Annotated in this window: 12 protein-coding genes; all 12 read left to right on the forward strand. The window is 55.0% G+C overall.

Annotated elements, in window-relative coordinates:
• Positions 1–64 precede the first annotated feature (64 nt).
• The 12 genes from MUU47_RS02285 (at position 65) to emrB (ending at position 13,093) form a co-directional block, all read left to right on the forward strand.
• Positions 65–496, forward strand: a complete 432-nt coding sequence (locus tag MUU47_RS02285) for a carboxymuconolactone decarboxylase family protein (protein WP_258986485.1) — start codon at positions 65–67, stop codon at positions 494–496.
• A 181-nt stretch (positions 497–677) separates the two neighbouring features.
• Complete coding sequence (nrdH, locus tag MUU47_RS02290; RefSeq protein WP_258986487.1) at positions 678–923, forward strand: glutaredoxin-like protein NrdH; 246 nt, start codon at positions 678–680, stop codon at positions 921–923.
• Positions 920–1,330 carry a class Ib ribonucleoside-diphosphate reductase assembly flavoprotein NrdI gene (gene nrdI / locus MUU47_RS02295; protein WP_258986489.1) on the forward strand — a complete coding sequence of 137 codons (411 nt, stop codon included), beginning with the start codon at positions 920–922 and terminating at the stop codon, positions 1,328–1,330. The genes nrdH and nrdI overlap by 4 nt, the downstream gene beginning before the upstream one ends.
• A complete protein-coding gene (nrdE, locus tag MUU47_RS02300; RefSeq protein ID WP_258986491.1) occupies positions 1,303–3,447 on the forward strand; it encodes a class 1b ribonucleoside-diphosphate reductase subunit alpha in 2,145 nt (714 codons plus the stop codon). The genes nrdI and nrdE overlap by 28 nt, the downstream gene beginning before the upstream one ends.
• A gap of 10 nt (positions 3,448–3,457) precedes the next feature.
• A complete protein-coding gene (gene nrdF, locus MUU47_RS02305) occupies positions 3,458–4,420 on the forward strand; it encodes a class 1b ribonucleoside-diphosphate reductase subunit beta (RefSeq protein ID WP_258986492.1) in 963 nt (320 codons plus the stop codon).
• 354 nt (positions 4,421–4,774) lie between these two features.
• Entirely contained in the window at positions 4,775–5,977 is a 1,203-nt protein-coding gene (gene proV, locus MUU47_RS02310) for a glycine betaine/L-proline ABC transporter ATP-binding protein ProV (protein WP_258986493.1), read from the forward strand.
• On the forward strand, positions 5,970–7,052 hold the full coding sequence (gene proW / locus MUU47_RS02315) for a glycine betaine/L-proline ABC transporter permease ProW (RefSeq protein ID WP_258986497.1): 1,083 nt from the start codon (positions 5,970–5,972) through the stop codon (positions 7,050–7,052). Before proV ends, proW begins: the two co-directional genes overlap by 8 nt.
• A 63-nt stretch (positions 7,053–7,115) precedes the next feature.
• Entirely contained in the window at positions 7,116–8,111 is a 996-nt protein-coding gene (proX, locus tag MUU47_RS02320; protein ID WP_258986499.1) for a glycine betaine/L-proline ABC transporter substrate-binding protein ProX, read from the forward strand.
• Positions 8,112–8,249: 138 nt separating this feature from the next.
• Positions 8,250–9,434: an MFS transporter gene (locus tag MUU47_RS02325; protein ID WP_258986500.1), complete on the forward strand. Its 1,185-nt coding sequence runs from the start codon at positions 8,250–8,252 to the stop codon at positions 9,432–9,434.
• 275 nt (positions 9,435–9,709) lie between these two features.
• Positions 9,710–10,240: a transcriptional repressor MprA gene (gene mprA / locus MUU47_RS02330; RefSeq protein ID WP_258986502.1), complete on the forward strand. Its 531-nt coding sequence runs from the start codon at positions 9,710–9,712 to the stop codon at positions 10,238–10,240.
• A gap of 125 nt (positions 10,241–10,365) precedes the next feature.
• Complete coding sequence (emrA, locus tag MUU47_RS02335; protein WP_258986505.1) at positions 10,366–11,538, forward strand: multidrug efflux MFS transporter periplasmic adaptor subunit EmrA; 1,173 nt, start codon at positions 10,366–10,368, stop codon at positions 11,536–11,538.
• A gap of 16 nt (positions 11,539–11,554) precedes the next feature.
• Positions 11,555–13,093 carry a multidrug efflux MFS transporter permease subunit EmrB gene (gene emrB, locus MUU47_RS02340; RefSeq protein WP_258986509.1) on the forward strand — a complete coding sequence of 513 codons (1,539 nt, stop codon included), beginning with the start codon at positions 11,555–11,557 and terminating at the stop codon, positions 13,091–13,093.
• The last annotated feature ends 13 nt before the right edge of the window (positions 13,094–13,106 follow it).

The raw sequence follows: 13,106 nt of genomic DNA on the forward strand, positions 1-13,106 counted from the left end.
GATGGCTCTCTTTAGCAGACCATTATAGTGCTAAAGTTCCGCCATCGTTAAGAGGAGAAACCCAATGAACACATTACGTCAGCCGTACTATGAACTGAGCCCTGAAGTCTATGCCGCCTTTGTGCAAGCAAGTAAAGCGCTTGAGCGCAGCGAGCTGGAACTGTCGTTGATTGAACTGGTGTATCTGCGCGTATCGCAGATTAACGGCTGTGCTTTCTGCCTGGAAATGCACAGTAAAGCGCTACGCAAACAAGGCGTTGAGCAGGTGAAACTGGACGCGCTGGCCGGTTGGCGCGTGAGTCAGCAGTTTTCCGACCGTGAGCGTGCGGCGCTGGCCTGGGCGGAAGATGTGACCGACATTGCCCGCACCCGTGCGGAAGATGCGGTATATGAACCGCTGCTGGCGTATTTCAGCGCGAAAGAAATCAGCGAACTGACCTTTGCCATCAGCCTGATGAATGCCTTTAACCGTCTCGCCGTCAGTATGCGCATGTAATTTCAGTCAAAAAACCTCGCCCTCGCCACGCTCGTTAGCGGGGGCAAATCAATTCAAAATAACTATATATTGTATGGTTGAAGTTTTTATTAACTACATCTAGTATTCCTTTTGAAGAGACACCCACACAACCGACGCTAACTTTTGCGCCGCTTTGTCATTTTAAACGGAAATACGAATCATGCTCATTACTATTTACACTCGAAACGACTGCGTTCAATGCCACGCTACCAAACGAGCGATGGAATCCCGGGGCTTTGAGTTTGAGATGGTGAACATCGACCACGATCCTGTCGCCGTTGACACCCTGCGCGAGCAAGGATTCCGCTCTCTGCCGGTGGTTTTCGCCGGGGAGGAAAGCTGGTCAGGCTTCCGCCCGGACATGATCAACCGCCTGCGCCCTGAGGCGACCGCGGCTCGCGCATGAGCACCCTCGTCTACTTCTCCAGCAGTTCCGAAAACACGCTGCGCTTTATTGAGCGTTTAGGACTGCCCGCGGCGCGCATTCCGCTTAACGAACGGGAGCGCATTCAGGTAGACGAGCCGTACATTCTGGTGGTGCCAAGCTACGGCGGTGGCGGTACAGCGGGCGCAGTGCCTCGCCCGGTTATCCGTTTTTTAAATGACCCGCACAATCGCGCGCTGATCCGCGGCGTGATTGCTTCGGGAAACCGAAACTTTGGCGAGGCCTACGCCCGCGCCGGAGACGTGATTGCGCAGAAATGTGACGTGCCTTATCTCTACCGTTTTGAGCTGATGGGTACCCCGCGCGATATCGATAATGTGCGAAAAGGAGTGAGCGAATTTTGGCAACGACAACCGCAGAACGTGTGACCCACAGCACCCCGGACTACCATGCGCTGAACGCGATGCTGAACCTGTACGACAAAGCGGGCCGCATTCAGTTTGAAAAAGATGCCGAGGCGGTGAGCGCTTTCATGGAAAGCCACGTCAGACCGCAAACCCGCACCTTTGCCAATCAGGACGCGCGGCTCGACTGGCTGGTTGCTGAAGGGTATTACGATGACCGCACGCTCGCCCGCTTCGATCGCGCCTTTGTAGTGGACCTTTTCGCCCACGCGCACGCCAGCGGTTTTCGCTTCAAAACGTTCCTTGGCGCGTGGAAGTATTACACCAGCTACACCTTAAAATCCTTCGACGGGAAACAGTTTCTCGAACACTTTGAGGACCGGGTGGTGATGGTTGCGCTGAGTCTTGCACAAGGCGATGAAGCCCTTGCCCGTCAGCTCGTCGATGAAATGCTTTCCGGACGTTTTCAGCCCGCTACCCCGACGTTCCTCAACGGCGGCAAACAGCAGCGCGGTGAACTGGTGTCCTGTTTCCTGCTGCGTATTGAAGACAATATGGAGTCGATTGGTCGTGCGGTGAATTCGGCATTGCAGCTCTCCAAACGCGGCGGTGGCGTGGCGTTTTTGCTCTCCAACCTGCGTGAATCCGGGGCGCCGATTAAGCGCATTGAAAATCAGTCTTCCGGCGTGATTCCGGTGATGAAGATGCTGGAAGATGCGTTCTCTTACGCCAATCAGCTTGGCGCACGTCAGGGCGCTGGCGCGGTTTACCTGCATGCGCATCACCCGGATATCCTGCGTTTTCTGGATACCAAACGCGAGAATGCCGACGAAAAAATCCGCATCAAAACGCTGTCTCTCGGCGTGGTGATCCCGGATGTGACCTTCCAGTTAGCGAAAGAAAACGCGCAGATGGCGCTGTTTTCGCCGTATGACGTGGAGCGCCTGTACGGCAAACCGTTCGGGGATGTCGCCATTAGCGAGATGTACGACGAACTGCTAGCCAACGACCAGGTGCGTAAAACGTACATTAACGCCCGTGATTTCTTCCAGACGCTGGCCGAAATTCAGTTCGAATCCGGCTATCCATACATCATGTACGAAGACACCGTGAACCGCGCCAACCCGATTGCCGGGCGCATCAATATGAGCAACCTGTGCTCTGAAATCTTGCAGGTTAACAGCGCCTCGACCTTCGATGAAAATCTGGATTTCGCCCATACCGGGCATGATATCTCCTGCAACTTAGGCTCGCTGAATATCGCGCTGGCGATGGATTCTGCAGACTTCGGCCTGACGGTGGAAACGGCCATCCGTGGCCTGACGGCGGTGTCGGACATGAGCCACATTCGCTCGGTGCCGTCAGTCGAAGCCGGAAATGCCGCCTCGCACGCCATTGGTCTCGGGCAGATGAACCTGCACGGTTATCTGGCGCGGGAAGGCATTGCCTACGGCAGCCCGGAAGGACTGGATTTCACCAACCTCTATTTTTACACCGTGACGTGGCACGCGCTGCACACCTCGATGAAACTGGCGCGTGAGCGCAACCAGCGTTTTGCCGGGTTTGCCGATTCGCGCTACGCCAGCGGAGCGTATTTCCGCCAGTATCTTGAGAATGACTGGCAGCCGAAAACCGAGAAAATCCGCGCGCTGTTTGCAAAGGCGGGCATCACCCTGCCCACGCGTGAGATGTGGCAACAGCTGCGTGAAGACGTGATGCAGCATGGGATTTATAACCAGAATCTACAGGCGGTGCCGCCGACCGGGTCGATTTCCTATATCAATCACGCGACGTCGAGCATTCACCCGATCGTGTCCAAAATTGAAATACGCAAGGAAGGCAAAACCGGCCGCGTTTACTATCCCGCGCCCTTTATGACCAACGACAACCTGGCGCTGTATCAGGACGCCTACGAAATCGGGCCGGAGAAAATCATCGATACCTACGCCGAAGCGACGAAACACGTTGACCAGGGACTGTCGCTGACGCTGTTCTTCCCCGATACCGCCACCACGCGCGACATCAATAAAGCGCAGATTTACGCCTGGAAGAAAGGCATCAAGACGCTGTACTACATTCGCCTGCGCCAGCTCGCGCTGGAAGGCACTGAAATTGAAGGCTGCGTGTCGTGCGCGCTGTAAGGAGAAAAGGATGAACCGTTTATTACGCGTCAGCGCCGTTAACTGGAACAAGATTGAGGACGATAAGGACCTGGAGGTCTGGAACCGTTTGACCAGCAACTTCTGGCTGCCGGAAAAAGTGCCGCTGTCGAACGACATTCCGGCGTGGCAGTCGCTGAGTCACGCCGAGCAGCAACTGACCATCCGCGTATTCACCGGACTGACGCTGCTCGACACCATTCAGAATACCGTTGGTGCGCCGTCGCTGATGCCGGATGCGCTGACGCCGCACGAAGAAGCGGTGATGTCGAACATCAGCTTTATGGAAGCCGTCCATGCCCGCTCGTACAGCTCGATTTTCTCCACGCTGTGCCAGACCAAAGACGTGGACGCGGCCTACGCCTGGAGCGAAGAAAACGCGCCACTGCAGCGCAAAGCACAGCTGATGCTGGAATACTACGCCGCCGATGCGCCGCTGAAGAAAAAAATTGCCAGCGTATTTCTGGAATCCTTCCTGTTCTATTCCGGCTTCTGGCTGCCGATGTATTTCTCAAGCCGAGGCAAGCTAACGAATACCGCAGATCTTATTCGTTTGATTATTCGAGACGAAGCGGTTCACGGATATTACATCGGATATAAATTCCAGAAAGGCCTGGAAAAACTCAGCGCCGAAGAGCAGCAGGCGCTGAAAGATTTCGCCCTTGAACTGCTGTTGGATTTGTACGACAACGAACTCGCCTATACCGACGCGTTGTACGCTGGCACCGGTTGGGAAGACGATGTAAAAGCGTTCCTTTGCTACAACGCCAACAAGGCGCTGATGAACCTCGGCTATGAAGCGCTGTTCCCCGCGGAAATGGCAGACGTGAACCCGGCTATCCTCGCCGCGCTGTCGCCGAACGCCGACGAAAACCATGACTTCTTCTCCGGTTCTGGCTCTTCCTATGTGATGGGCAAAGCCGTCGAAACCGAGGACGAAGACTGGAATTTCTGACGTTGATTCGCGGGGGTAAATATGTCCACATTTCCCACGCGGATATTTTCATCTATGCCAACATTTTTCCGCCAAATATCCCTTTCAGCCCTTTCGCTATTTTAACCTTGCGAACTGTTTTAATCATTCAGATTTAGGCAAAATTTTCAGTAACTGACAAAAAACATCAGTAAAAAATCGTTTCCGCTCAGCCCTTATATCATGGGGGCATAGCGCCTGTTGCCGCCGAAAATGCCCGCATCACCAGGACATTGAGGGTTGTCTCAGAATCTGAGTATGTTAGGGTAGATCCGGTCAATTATTTTCATCAGGTAGCATATCGACATAATTAAATAACAGGAATCAGTTTATTGCATGGCAATTAAATTAGAAGTTAAAAATCTTTATAAAATATTTGGCGAGCATCCGCAACGCGCATTCAAATATATTGAAAAAGGTCTTACGAAAGAACAAATTCTTGAAAAGACCGGGTTATCACTTGGCGTTATGGACGCCAGTCTGGCCATTGAAGAAGGCGAGATTTTTGTCATCATGGGGTTGTCCGGCTCCGGTAAATCCACCATGGTACGCCTTCTCAATCGCCTGATTGAACCCACCCGCGGTCAGGTTCTCATCGACGGTATTGATATTGCGAAAATATCCGACGCAGAGCTCCGCGAGGTGCGCAGAAAAAAAATTGCAATGGTCTTCCAGTCATTTGCGCTGATGCCGCATATGAACGTCCTGGAAAATACGGCCTTCGGCATGGAATTAGCGGGCGTTCCACCGCAAGAGCGCCAGGAAAAAGCGCTGGACGCACTTCGCCAGGTTGGCCTCGAAAATTATGCTCACGGTTATCCGGATGAATTATCCGGTGGTATGCGCCAGCGCGTTGGCCTCGCCCGTGCATTAGCCATTAACCCTGACATCTTATTAATGGATGAAGCGTTCTCCGCGCTCGACCCTTTAATTCGTACCGAAATGCAGGACGAACTGGTGAAATTGCAGGCCCGCCAGCAGCGTACCGTTGTCTTTATTTCCCACGATCTCGACGAAGCCATGCGTATCGGCGACCGTATTGCCATTATGCAAAACGGCCGAGTGGTACAGGTCGGTACGCCGGATGAAATTCTGAATAATCCGGCCAATGACTATGTGCGCACCTTCTTCCGTGGCGTGGATATCAGCCAGGTGTTTAGCGCCAAAGACATTGCGCGTCGTAACCCAAAAGGGCTGCTGCGTAAAGCGCCGGGCTTTGGCCCACGCTCTGCGATTAAGCTGTTGCAAGATGAAGACCGCGAATATGGCTATGTCGTTGAACGCGGTAATAAATTTGTCGGTATTGTTTCCATTGATTCTCTGAAGGCCGCGCTGGCCGAGGGCCTGGGTATAGACGCTGCGCTGCTGGATGCGCCACTGCCTCTTGACGCTCAGACCGCGCTTAGCGAGTTGCTCTCTCACGTTGGTCAGGCACCGTGCGCGGTACCGGTCATCGATGAAGAACAACAGTACGTGGGCATCATCTCCAAGAGCATGCTGCTACAGGCTTTAGATCGCGAGGGAACAAACAATGGCTGATCAATCGAATCCGTGGGCAACCACACCGGCGGCCGACAGCGCCGCACAATCAGGCGCTGCGCAATCTGCCGACGCCTGGGGCGCGCCTGCTTCTACTCCACCGGCAAACGGCGGCGGCGCAGACTGGCTGCATAGCGCACCTGCACCTAAAGCAGAACACTTCAATATTCTGGACCCGTTCCACAAAACGCTGATCCCACTCGATAGCTGGGTAACCAGCGGGATTGACTGGATAGTGGTGCATTTCCGTCCCGTGTTCCAGGGCATTCGTATCCCGGTGGATTACATTCTGGGTGGCTTCCAGCAGCTGTTGCTGGGTATGCCTGCGCCGGTGGCGATTGCAGTTTTTGCTCTGATCGCCTGGCAGATTGGCGGTGCCGGGATAGGTATCGCCTCACTAATTTCACTGATTTTGATTGGTGCAATTGGCGCGTGGTCTCAGGCGATGGTGACCCTCGCACTGGTGCTGACCGCCCTGTTGTTCTGCATCATCATCGGCCTGCCGCTCGGTATCTGGCTGGCGCGCAGTCCGCGGGCATCGAAAATAATCCGGCCGCTGCTCGATGCGATGCAGACCACTCCGGCGTTCGTATACCTGGTGCCTATTGTGATGCTGTTCGGTATCGGTAACGTACCGGGCGTGGTGGTGACCATCATCTTTGCCCTGCCGCCGATTGTGCGTCTGACTATCCTCGGGATTAACCAGGTGCCAGCCGATCTTATCGAAGCATCACGCTCGTTCGGAGCCAGCCCGCGCCAGATGCTGTTCAAAGTGCAGCTGCCGCTGGCGATGCCGACCATTATGGCCGGAGTGAACCAGACGCTGATGCTGGCGCTGTCGATGGTGGTTATCGCCTCGATGATTGCCGTAGGCGGTCTGGGACAAATGGTTCTGCGCGGTATCGGCCGACTCGATATGGGTCTGGCGACCGTCGGCGGTGTGGGGATCGTTATCCTCGCGATTATTCTCGACCGTCTGACTCAGGCTGCTGGCCGTGATTCCCGTAGCCGCGGCAACCGTCGCTGGTACACCACGGGCCCTGTCGGCCTGGTGACTCGCTTCTTCATTAAGTAATTCTGCATTTCCCGGCAGCCCTGCCTGCCGGGTCCACTCCCTGATACTTATAAAGGAACAACAATGCGAAATAGCGTAATTTTTGCCACTGCGTTTGCCACCCTTGTCTCCGGTAGCGCGTTTGCCGCTGACCTGCCAGGCAAAGGCATTACCGTTCAGCCGGTACAAAGCACCATTTCCGAAGAGACCTTCCAGACCCTGCTGGTTAGCCGTGCGCTGGAGAAACTGGGTTATACCGTCAGCAAACCGAGCGAAGTGGATTACAACGTCGGCTATACCTCGATTGCCTCTGGCGATGCGACCTTTACCGCCGTGAACTGGAAACCGCTGCATGACGATATGTATGCCGCAGCCGGTGGCGATAAGAAGTTTTATCGTGAAGGCGTGTACGTGACCGGTGCCGCGCAGGGTTATCTGATGGATAAGAAAACCGCTGAGAAGTACCACATCACCAAAATCGATCAGCTGAAAGATCCGAAACTTGCCAAAATCTTCGATACCAACGGCGACGGTAAAGCAGACCTGACCGGCTGTACGCCGGGCTGGGGTTGTGAAGCGGTAATTAATCATCAGATTGACGCGTACGGCCTGAGCAATACCGTGGTGCATAACCAGGGTAACTACGCGGCCATGATGGCCGATACGATTACGCGCTTTAAAGAAGGCAAACCGGTGCTGTATTACACCTGGACGCCGTACTGGGTGAGCGATGTGCTGAAACCGGGCAAAGACGTGGTGTGGCTGCAGGTGCCGTTCTCCGCGATGCCGGGCGAGCAGAAAGATATCGACACCAAACTGCCTAACGGCGCCAACTATGGTTTCCCGGTGAACACTATGCATATCGTGGCCAACAAAGCCTGGGCTGAGAAAAACCCGGCGGCGGCGAAACTGTTCGCGCTGATGAAACTGCCTATCTCTGATATCAACGCCGAAAACGCGATGATGCACGAAGGTCATGCCTCAGAAGCCGATATCCAGGGTCACGTAGACGGTTGGATTTCAGCCCACCAGCAGCAGTTTGACGGCTGGGTGAAAGAAGCGATGGCTGCGCAGAAATAAGTACTCTCCAGGCCCGGCGGCGCTCAGCTTGCCGGGCCTGGATTCCCGCCCACCGCACTATCCGACATCCTTCATTTCCCTTCTTCCCGCACTTTTTAGTTATCATTGCTTACCTGCAAAATAATCACCTAAAGAACAATGACTAAAAATTCTCATGGGCTTAGCCCGGCGCTGATTGCGCTGATGTCCGTCGCGACCGGTCTCGCCGTCGCCAGTAATTACTACGCCCAACCGCTGCTGGACACCATTGCCCGCGCCTTTTCTCTGAGCGCAGGACAAGCTGGTTTTATCGTCACCGCCGCGCAGCTGGGCTACGCCGCCGGACTGCTGTTCCTGGTGCCGCTGGGCGATATGTTTGAGCGCCGGACCTTAATCGTCTCCATGACGTTACTGGCGGCGGGCGGAATGCTCATTACCGCATCCAGTCATTCGCTGACAATGATGATCCTCGGTACCGCCCTGACCGGCCTGTTTTCGGTGGTGGCGCAAATTCTGGTCCCGCTGGCCGCGACGCTCGCCAGTCCGGATAAGCGCGGGAAAGTGGTCGGCACCATTATGAGCGGGTTGCTGCTCGGCATTTTGCTGGCGCGAACCGTCGCCGGGCTGCTGGCCAGTCTCGGCGGCTGGCGCACCGTATACTGGGTGGCGTCGGTATTAATGGTGCTGATGGCGTTCGCCCTGTGGCGCGGCTTGCCGAAGGTGAAAACGGAAACGCATCTGAATTACCCGCAGCTGCTGCGTTCCGTATTCAGCCTGTTTAAGCACGATAAACTCCTGCGCACCCGCGCGCTGCTCGGCTGTCTGACCTTCGCTAACTTCAGCATTCTCTGGACCTCGATGGCATTTCTGCTGGCGGGCGCACCGTTCCACTTTTCGGAAGGGGTGATTGGCCTGTTTGGCCTGGCGGGTGCAGCCGGAGCGTTGGGCGCTCGCCCGGCAGGTGGTCTGGCGGATAAAGGTAAATCGCATCTCACCACCACTACCGGGCTGGTGCTGCTTCTGCTCTCCTGGCTGGCTATCTGGTTTGGACACGCCTCGGTGCTGGCGTTGATTGTCGGCATTCTGGTGCTGGACCTCACCGTGCAGGGCGTGCACATCACTAACCAGACCGTTATCTACCGCGTGCAGCCAGAAGCACGTAACCGTCTTACCGCAGGCTATATGACCAGCTACTTCATCGGTGGGGCTGCCGGGTCACTCATTTCAGCGTCGGCGTGGCAGCACTGGGGCTGGGCGGGCGTTTGCGTGGCAGGTGTGACAATGGCCGCACTGAACTTGCTGGTATGGTGGCGAGGTTTTCACCGACAAGAAGCCGTTGTCTGAAAAGTCTCTATATTCAGGGCCTTATTCCCGCTTTGGGGTTTAAGCACATCCCCTGGTCTGTTAAGGTTATCTACCTGATTAGCCGGGCAACTGTTTCAAGGGTAAATAATTCATCCACGCACTGAACCCTCCCGGACGCTGGCGGCGTATACCTTTGCCGCCGGTCTCAATTTTTTATTTATTTGTTCCATCGTATGAATTCGTCAGATTAATTCATTTACATTATTTGTCACCGTCGTTACTATATCGGCTGTAATTAATGAGGTTATGCCCAAATGGATAGTTCGTTTACGCCCATTGAACAAATGCTAAAATTTCGCGCCAGCCGCTATGAAGATTTTCCGTATCAGGAAATCCTTCTGACTCGCCTGTGCATGCACATGCAAGGGAAGTTGCTGGAAAACCGCAATAAAATGCTGAAAGCTCAGGGGATCAACGAGACGTTATTTATGGCGCTAATCACGCTGGAGTCTCAGGAAAACCACAGTATTCAGCCGTCCGAACTGAGCTGCGCACTGGGTTCTTCACGTACGAACGCCACCCGTATTGCCGATGAACTGGAAAAACGCGGCTGGATTGAACGCCGTGAAAGCGACAATGACCGTCGCTGCCTGCATCTGCAACTCACCGAGAAAGGGCATCAGTTCCTGCGCGAAGTGTTACCGCCGCAGCACAACTGCCTGCACCAGCTCTGGTCTTCTTTAAGCGTCACCGAAAAAGAGAGCCTCGAGCAAATCACCCGAAAACTCCTGACCCGTCTCGACCAGATGGACGAGGATGGCGTGGCCCAGGAAGGGCTTCGCTAAGCGAGTGAATCGCTCAGTTTCCTGATTTCAAAAATAAAACCGACAGGCCAGCAGCGAAATCTGCTGGCCTTTCTGACAAAAGGTCGGCTCAGCCGATGTGAAATAATAAGATCGTGGAGAAAAACATGAGCGCGAATGCGGAGACTCAAACCCCGCAGCAACCGGCCACCAAGAAAGGTAAACGTAAAGGTGCCCTTCTTCTGCTGACCTTGCTCTTTATTGTTATTGCCGTGGCATATGGGATTTATTGGTTTTTAGTACTGCGTCATTATGAAGATACCGATGATGCATACGTGGCAGGGAACCAGGTTCAAATCATGGCACAGGTGTCGGGCAGCGTGACGAAAGTCTGGGCTGATAACACCGACTTCGTGCAAAAAGGCGATGTGCTGGTCACCCTCGACCAGACCGATGCGCAGCAGGCGTTTGAACGCGCACAGACGGGGCTTGCCTCCAGCGTGCGTCAGACCCGCCAGATGATGATCAACAGCAAGCAATTGCAGGCCAGCATCGACGTCAAAAAAACGGCACTGGCGCAGGTACAGACCGACCTTAACCGTCGTATTCCGCTGGGCACCGCGAACCTGATAGGTCGCGAAGAGCTGCAGCACGCCCGTGATGCCGTGGCCAGTGCACAGGCTCAACTGAATGTAACTATTCAGCAGTTTAATGCCAACCAGGCCATGATTCTGGGCACCAAACTGGAAGACCAGCCAGCGGTGAAACAGGCAGCGACCGAAGTACGTAACGCGTGGCTTGCGCTGGAACGTACCAAAATCGTTAGCCCGATGACCGGCTACGTCTCTCGCCGTGCGGTTCAGCCAGGGGCACAGATCAGCCCAACCACCCCGCTGATGGCGGTGGTTCCGGCAACCAATCTGTGGATCGATGCTAACTTTAAAGAAACCCAGCTGGCGCATATGCGTATCGGCCAGCCGGTGACCGTTATCAGCGATATCTACGGCGACGACGTGAAGTACACCGGGAAAGTGGTGGGTCTGGATATGGGGACCGGCAGCGCCTTCTCCCTGCTTCCGGCGCAGAACGCCACCGGGAACTGGATCAAAGTGGTTCAGCGTCTGCCGGTTCGCGTAGAGCTGGATGAAAAACAGCTGGCTCAGCATCCGCTGCGTATCGGATTGTCTACGCTGGTGAAGGTGGATACCTCCAACCGCGACGGTGAAATGCTGGCGAATCAGACGCGTCACACGCCTGCTTATGAAAGTAATGCACGTGAAATTAGCCTTGATCCTGTGAATAAGCTGATTAACACCATCGTGCAGGCCAACGCCAACTAATTCCGGGGTGAACGTAATGCAACAGCAAAAACCGCTGGAAGGCGCGCAGTTGGTCATTATGACCATTGCGCTGTCTCTGGCGACGTTCATGCAGGTGCTGGACTCGACGATTGCTAACGTGGCGATCCCCACCATTGCCGGTAACCTTGGCTCATCACTGAGCCAGGGGACGTGGGTTATTACGTCGTTCGGGGTGGCGAACGCCATTTCCATTCCGATTACCGGCTGGCTGGCAAAACGTGTGGGCGAGGTAAAGCTGTTTACCTGGTCCACTATCGCCTTCGTCATCGCCTCCTGGGCGTGCGGCGTGTCGAGCAGCCTGACGATGCTGATTTTCTTCCGCGTCATTCAGGGTATTGTTGCCGGTCCGCTTATCCCGCTTTCGCAGAGTCTGCTGTTAAACAACTACCCGCCAGCAAAACGCGCCGTGGCGCTGGCATTGTGGTCAATGACGGTTATCGTCGCGCCGATTTGCGGCCCAATCCTCGGCGGCTATATCAGTGACAACTATCACTGGGGTTGGATCTTCTTCATCAACGTGCCGATTGGTGCAGTGGTGGTGCTGTTAACTCTGCAAAGCCTGCGCGGACGCGAAACCCGAACCGAACATCGGCGCATTGATGCCATCGGACTGGCGCTTCTGGTGGTCGGGATTGGCAGTCTGCAGGTCATGCTCGACCGCGGGAAAGAGCTCGACTGGTTTAACTCTACCGAAGTCATTGTCCTGACCATCGTCGCGGTGGTGGCGATAAGCTTCTTGATTGTCTGGGAGCTAACGGACGATAACCCGATAGTCGATCTCTCGCTCTTCAAGTCGCGAAACTTTACCATCGGCTGTTTATGTATCAGCCTGGCCTATATGCTCTACTTCGGTGCGATCGTTTTGCTGCCGCAGTTGCTGCAGGAGGTATATGGCTACACGGCCACCTGGGCGGGTCTGGCATCGGCGCCGGTGGGGATATTGCCCGTGATTCTGTCGCCGATTATCGGCCGCTTTGCGCATAAGATAGATATGCGACGGCTGGTGACCTTCAGCTTTATTATGTATGCGGTGTGCTTCTACTGGCGTGCGTATACCTTCGAACCGGGAATGGACTTTGGCGCATCAGCGTGGCCGCAGTTTATACAGGGCTTCGCGGTGGCGTGCTTCTTTATGCCACTGACCACCATCACCCTTTCCGGCCTTGGGCCAGAGCGGATGGCGGCGGCATCGAGCCTGTCGAACTTTACCCGTACGCTGGCGGGTTCTATCGGTACGTCGATAACGACCACCATGTGGAGCAACCGTGAAGCGCTACACCACGCTCAGCTGACCGAGTCGGTGAACCCTTTTAACCCGAATGCGCAGCAGATGTACGGCCAGCTTCAGGATTTAGGGATGTCGGAGCAGCAGGCCTCCGGCTGGCTGGCACAGCAAATCACCAACCAGGGACTGATCATTTCCGCGAACGAAATCTTCTGGATGTCGGCGGGGATCTTCATCGTACTCCTGGGGCTCATCTGGCTCGCCAGACCGCCGTTTGGCGCGGGTGGTGGCGGCGGTGGTGCGCACTAACGTAGTGTGAATA

This window comes from Scandinavium hiltneri, assembly GCF_024764835.1.
GTDB lineage: Bacteria > Pseudomonadota > Gammaproteobacteria > Enterobacterales > Enterobacteriaceae > Scandinavium > Scandinavium hiltneri.

Excerpts from the sequence above, each read along its gene's own strand:
- nrdF (WP_258986492.1), top strand. The coding sequence starts at position 3,458 with ATGAACCGTTTATTACGCGTCAGCGCCGTTAACTGGAACAAGATTGAG.
- emrA (WP_258986505.1), top strand. The coding sequence starts at position 10,366 with ATGAGCGCGAATGCGGAGACTCAAACCCCGCAGCAACCGGCCACCAAG.
- proW (WP_258986497.1), top strand. The coding sequence starts at position 5,970 with ATGGCTGATCAATCGAATCCGTGGGCAACCACACCGGCGGCCGACAGC.
- proX (WP_258986499.1), top strand. The coding sequence starts at position 7,116 with ATGCGAAATAGCGTAATTTTTGCCACTGCGTTTGCCACCCTTGTCTCC.
- emrB (WP_258986509.1), top strand. The coding sequence starts at position 11,555 with ATGCAACAGCAAAAACCGCTGGAAGGCGCGCAGTTGGTCATTATGACC.
- MUU47_RS02325 (WP_258986500.1), top strand. The coding sequence starts at position 8,250 with ATGACTAAAAATTCTCATGGGCTTAGCCCGGCGCTGATTGCGCTGATG.
- nrdI (WP_258986489.1), top strand. The coding sequence starts at position 920 with ATGAGCACCCTCGTCTACTTCTCCAGCAGTTCCGAAAACACGCTGCGC.
- mprA (WP_258986502.1), top strand. The coding sequence starts at position 9,710 with ATGGATAGTTCGTTTACGCCCATTGAACAAATGCTAAAATTTCGCGCC.
- proV (WP_258986493.1), top strand. The coding sequence starts at position 4,775 with ATGGCAATTAAATTAGAAGTTAAAAATCTTTATAAAATATTTGGCGAG.
- MUU47_RS02285 (WP_258986485.1), top strand. The coding sequence starts at position 65 with ATGAACACATTACGTCAGCCGTACTATGAACTGAGCCCTGAAGTCTAT.
- nrdH (WP_258986487.1), top strand. The coding sequence starts at position 678 with ATGCTCATTACTATTTACACTCGAAACGACTGCGTTCAATGCCACGCT.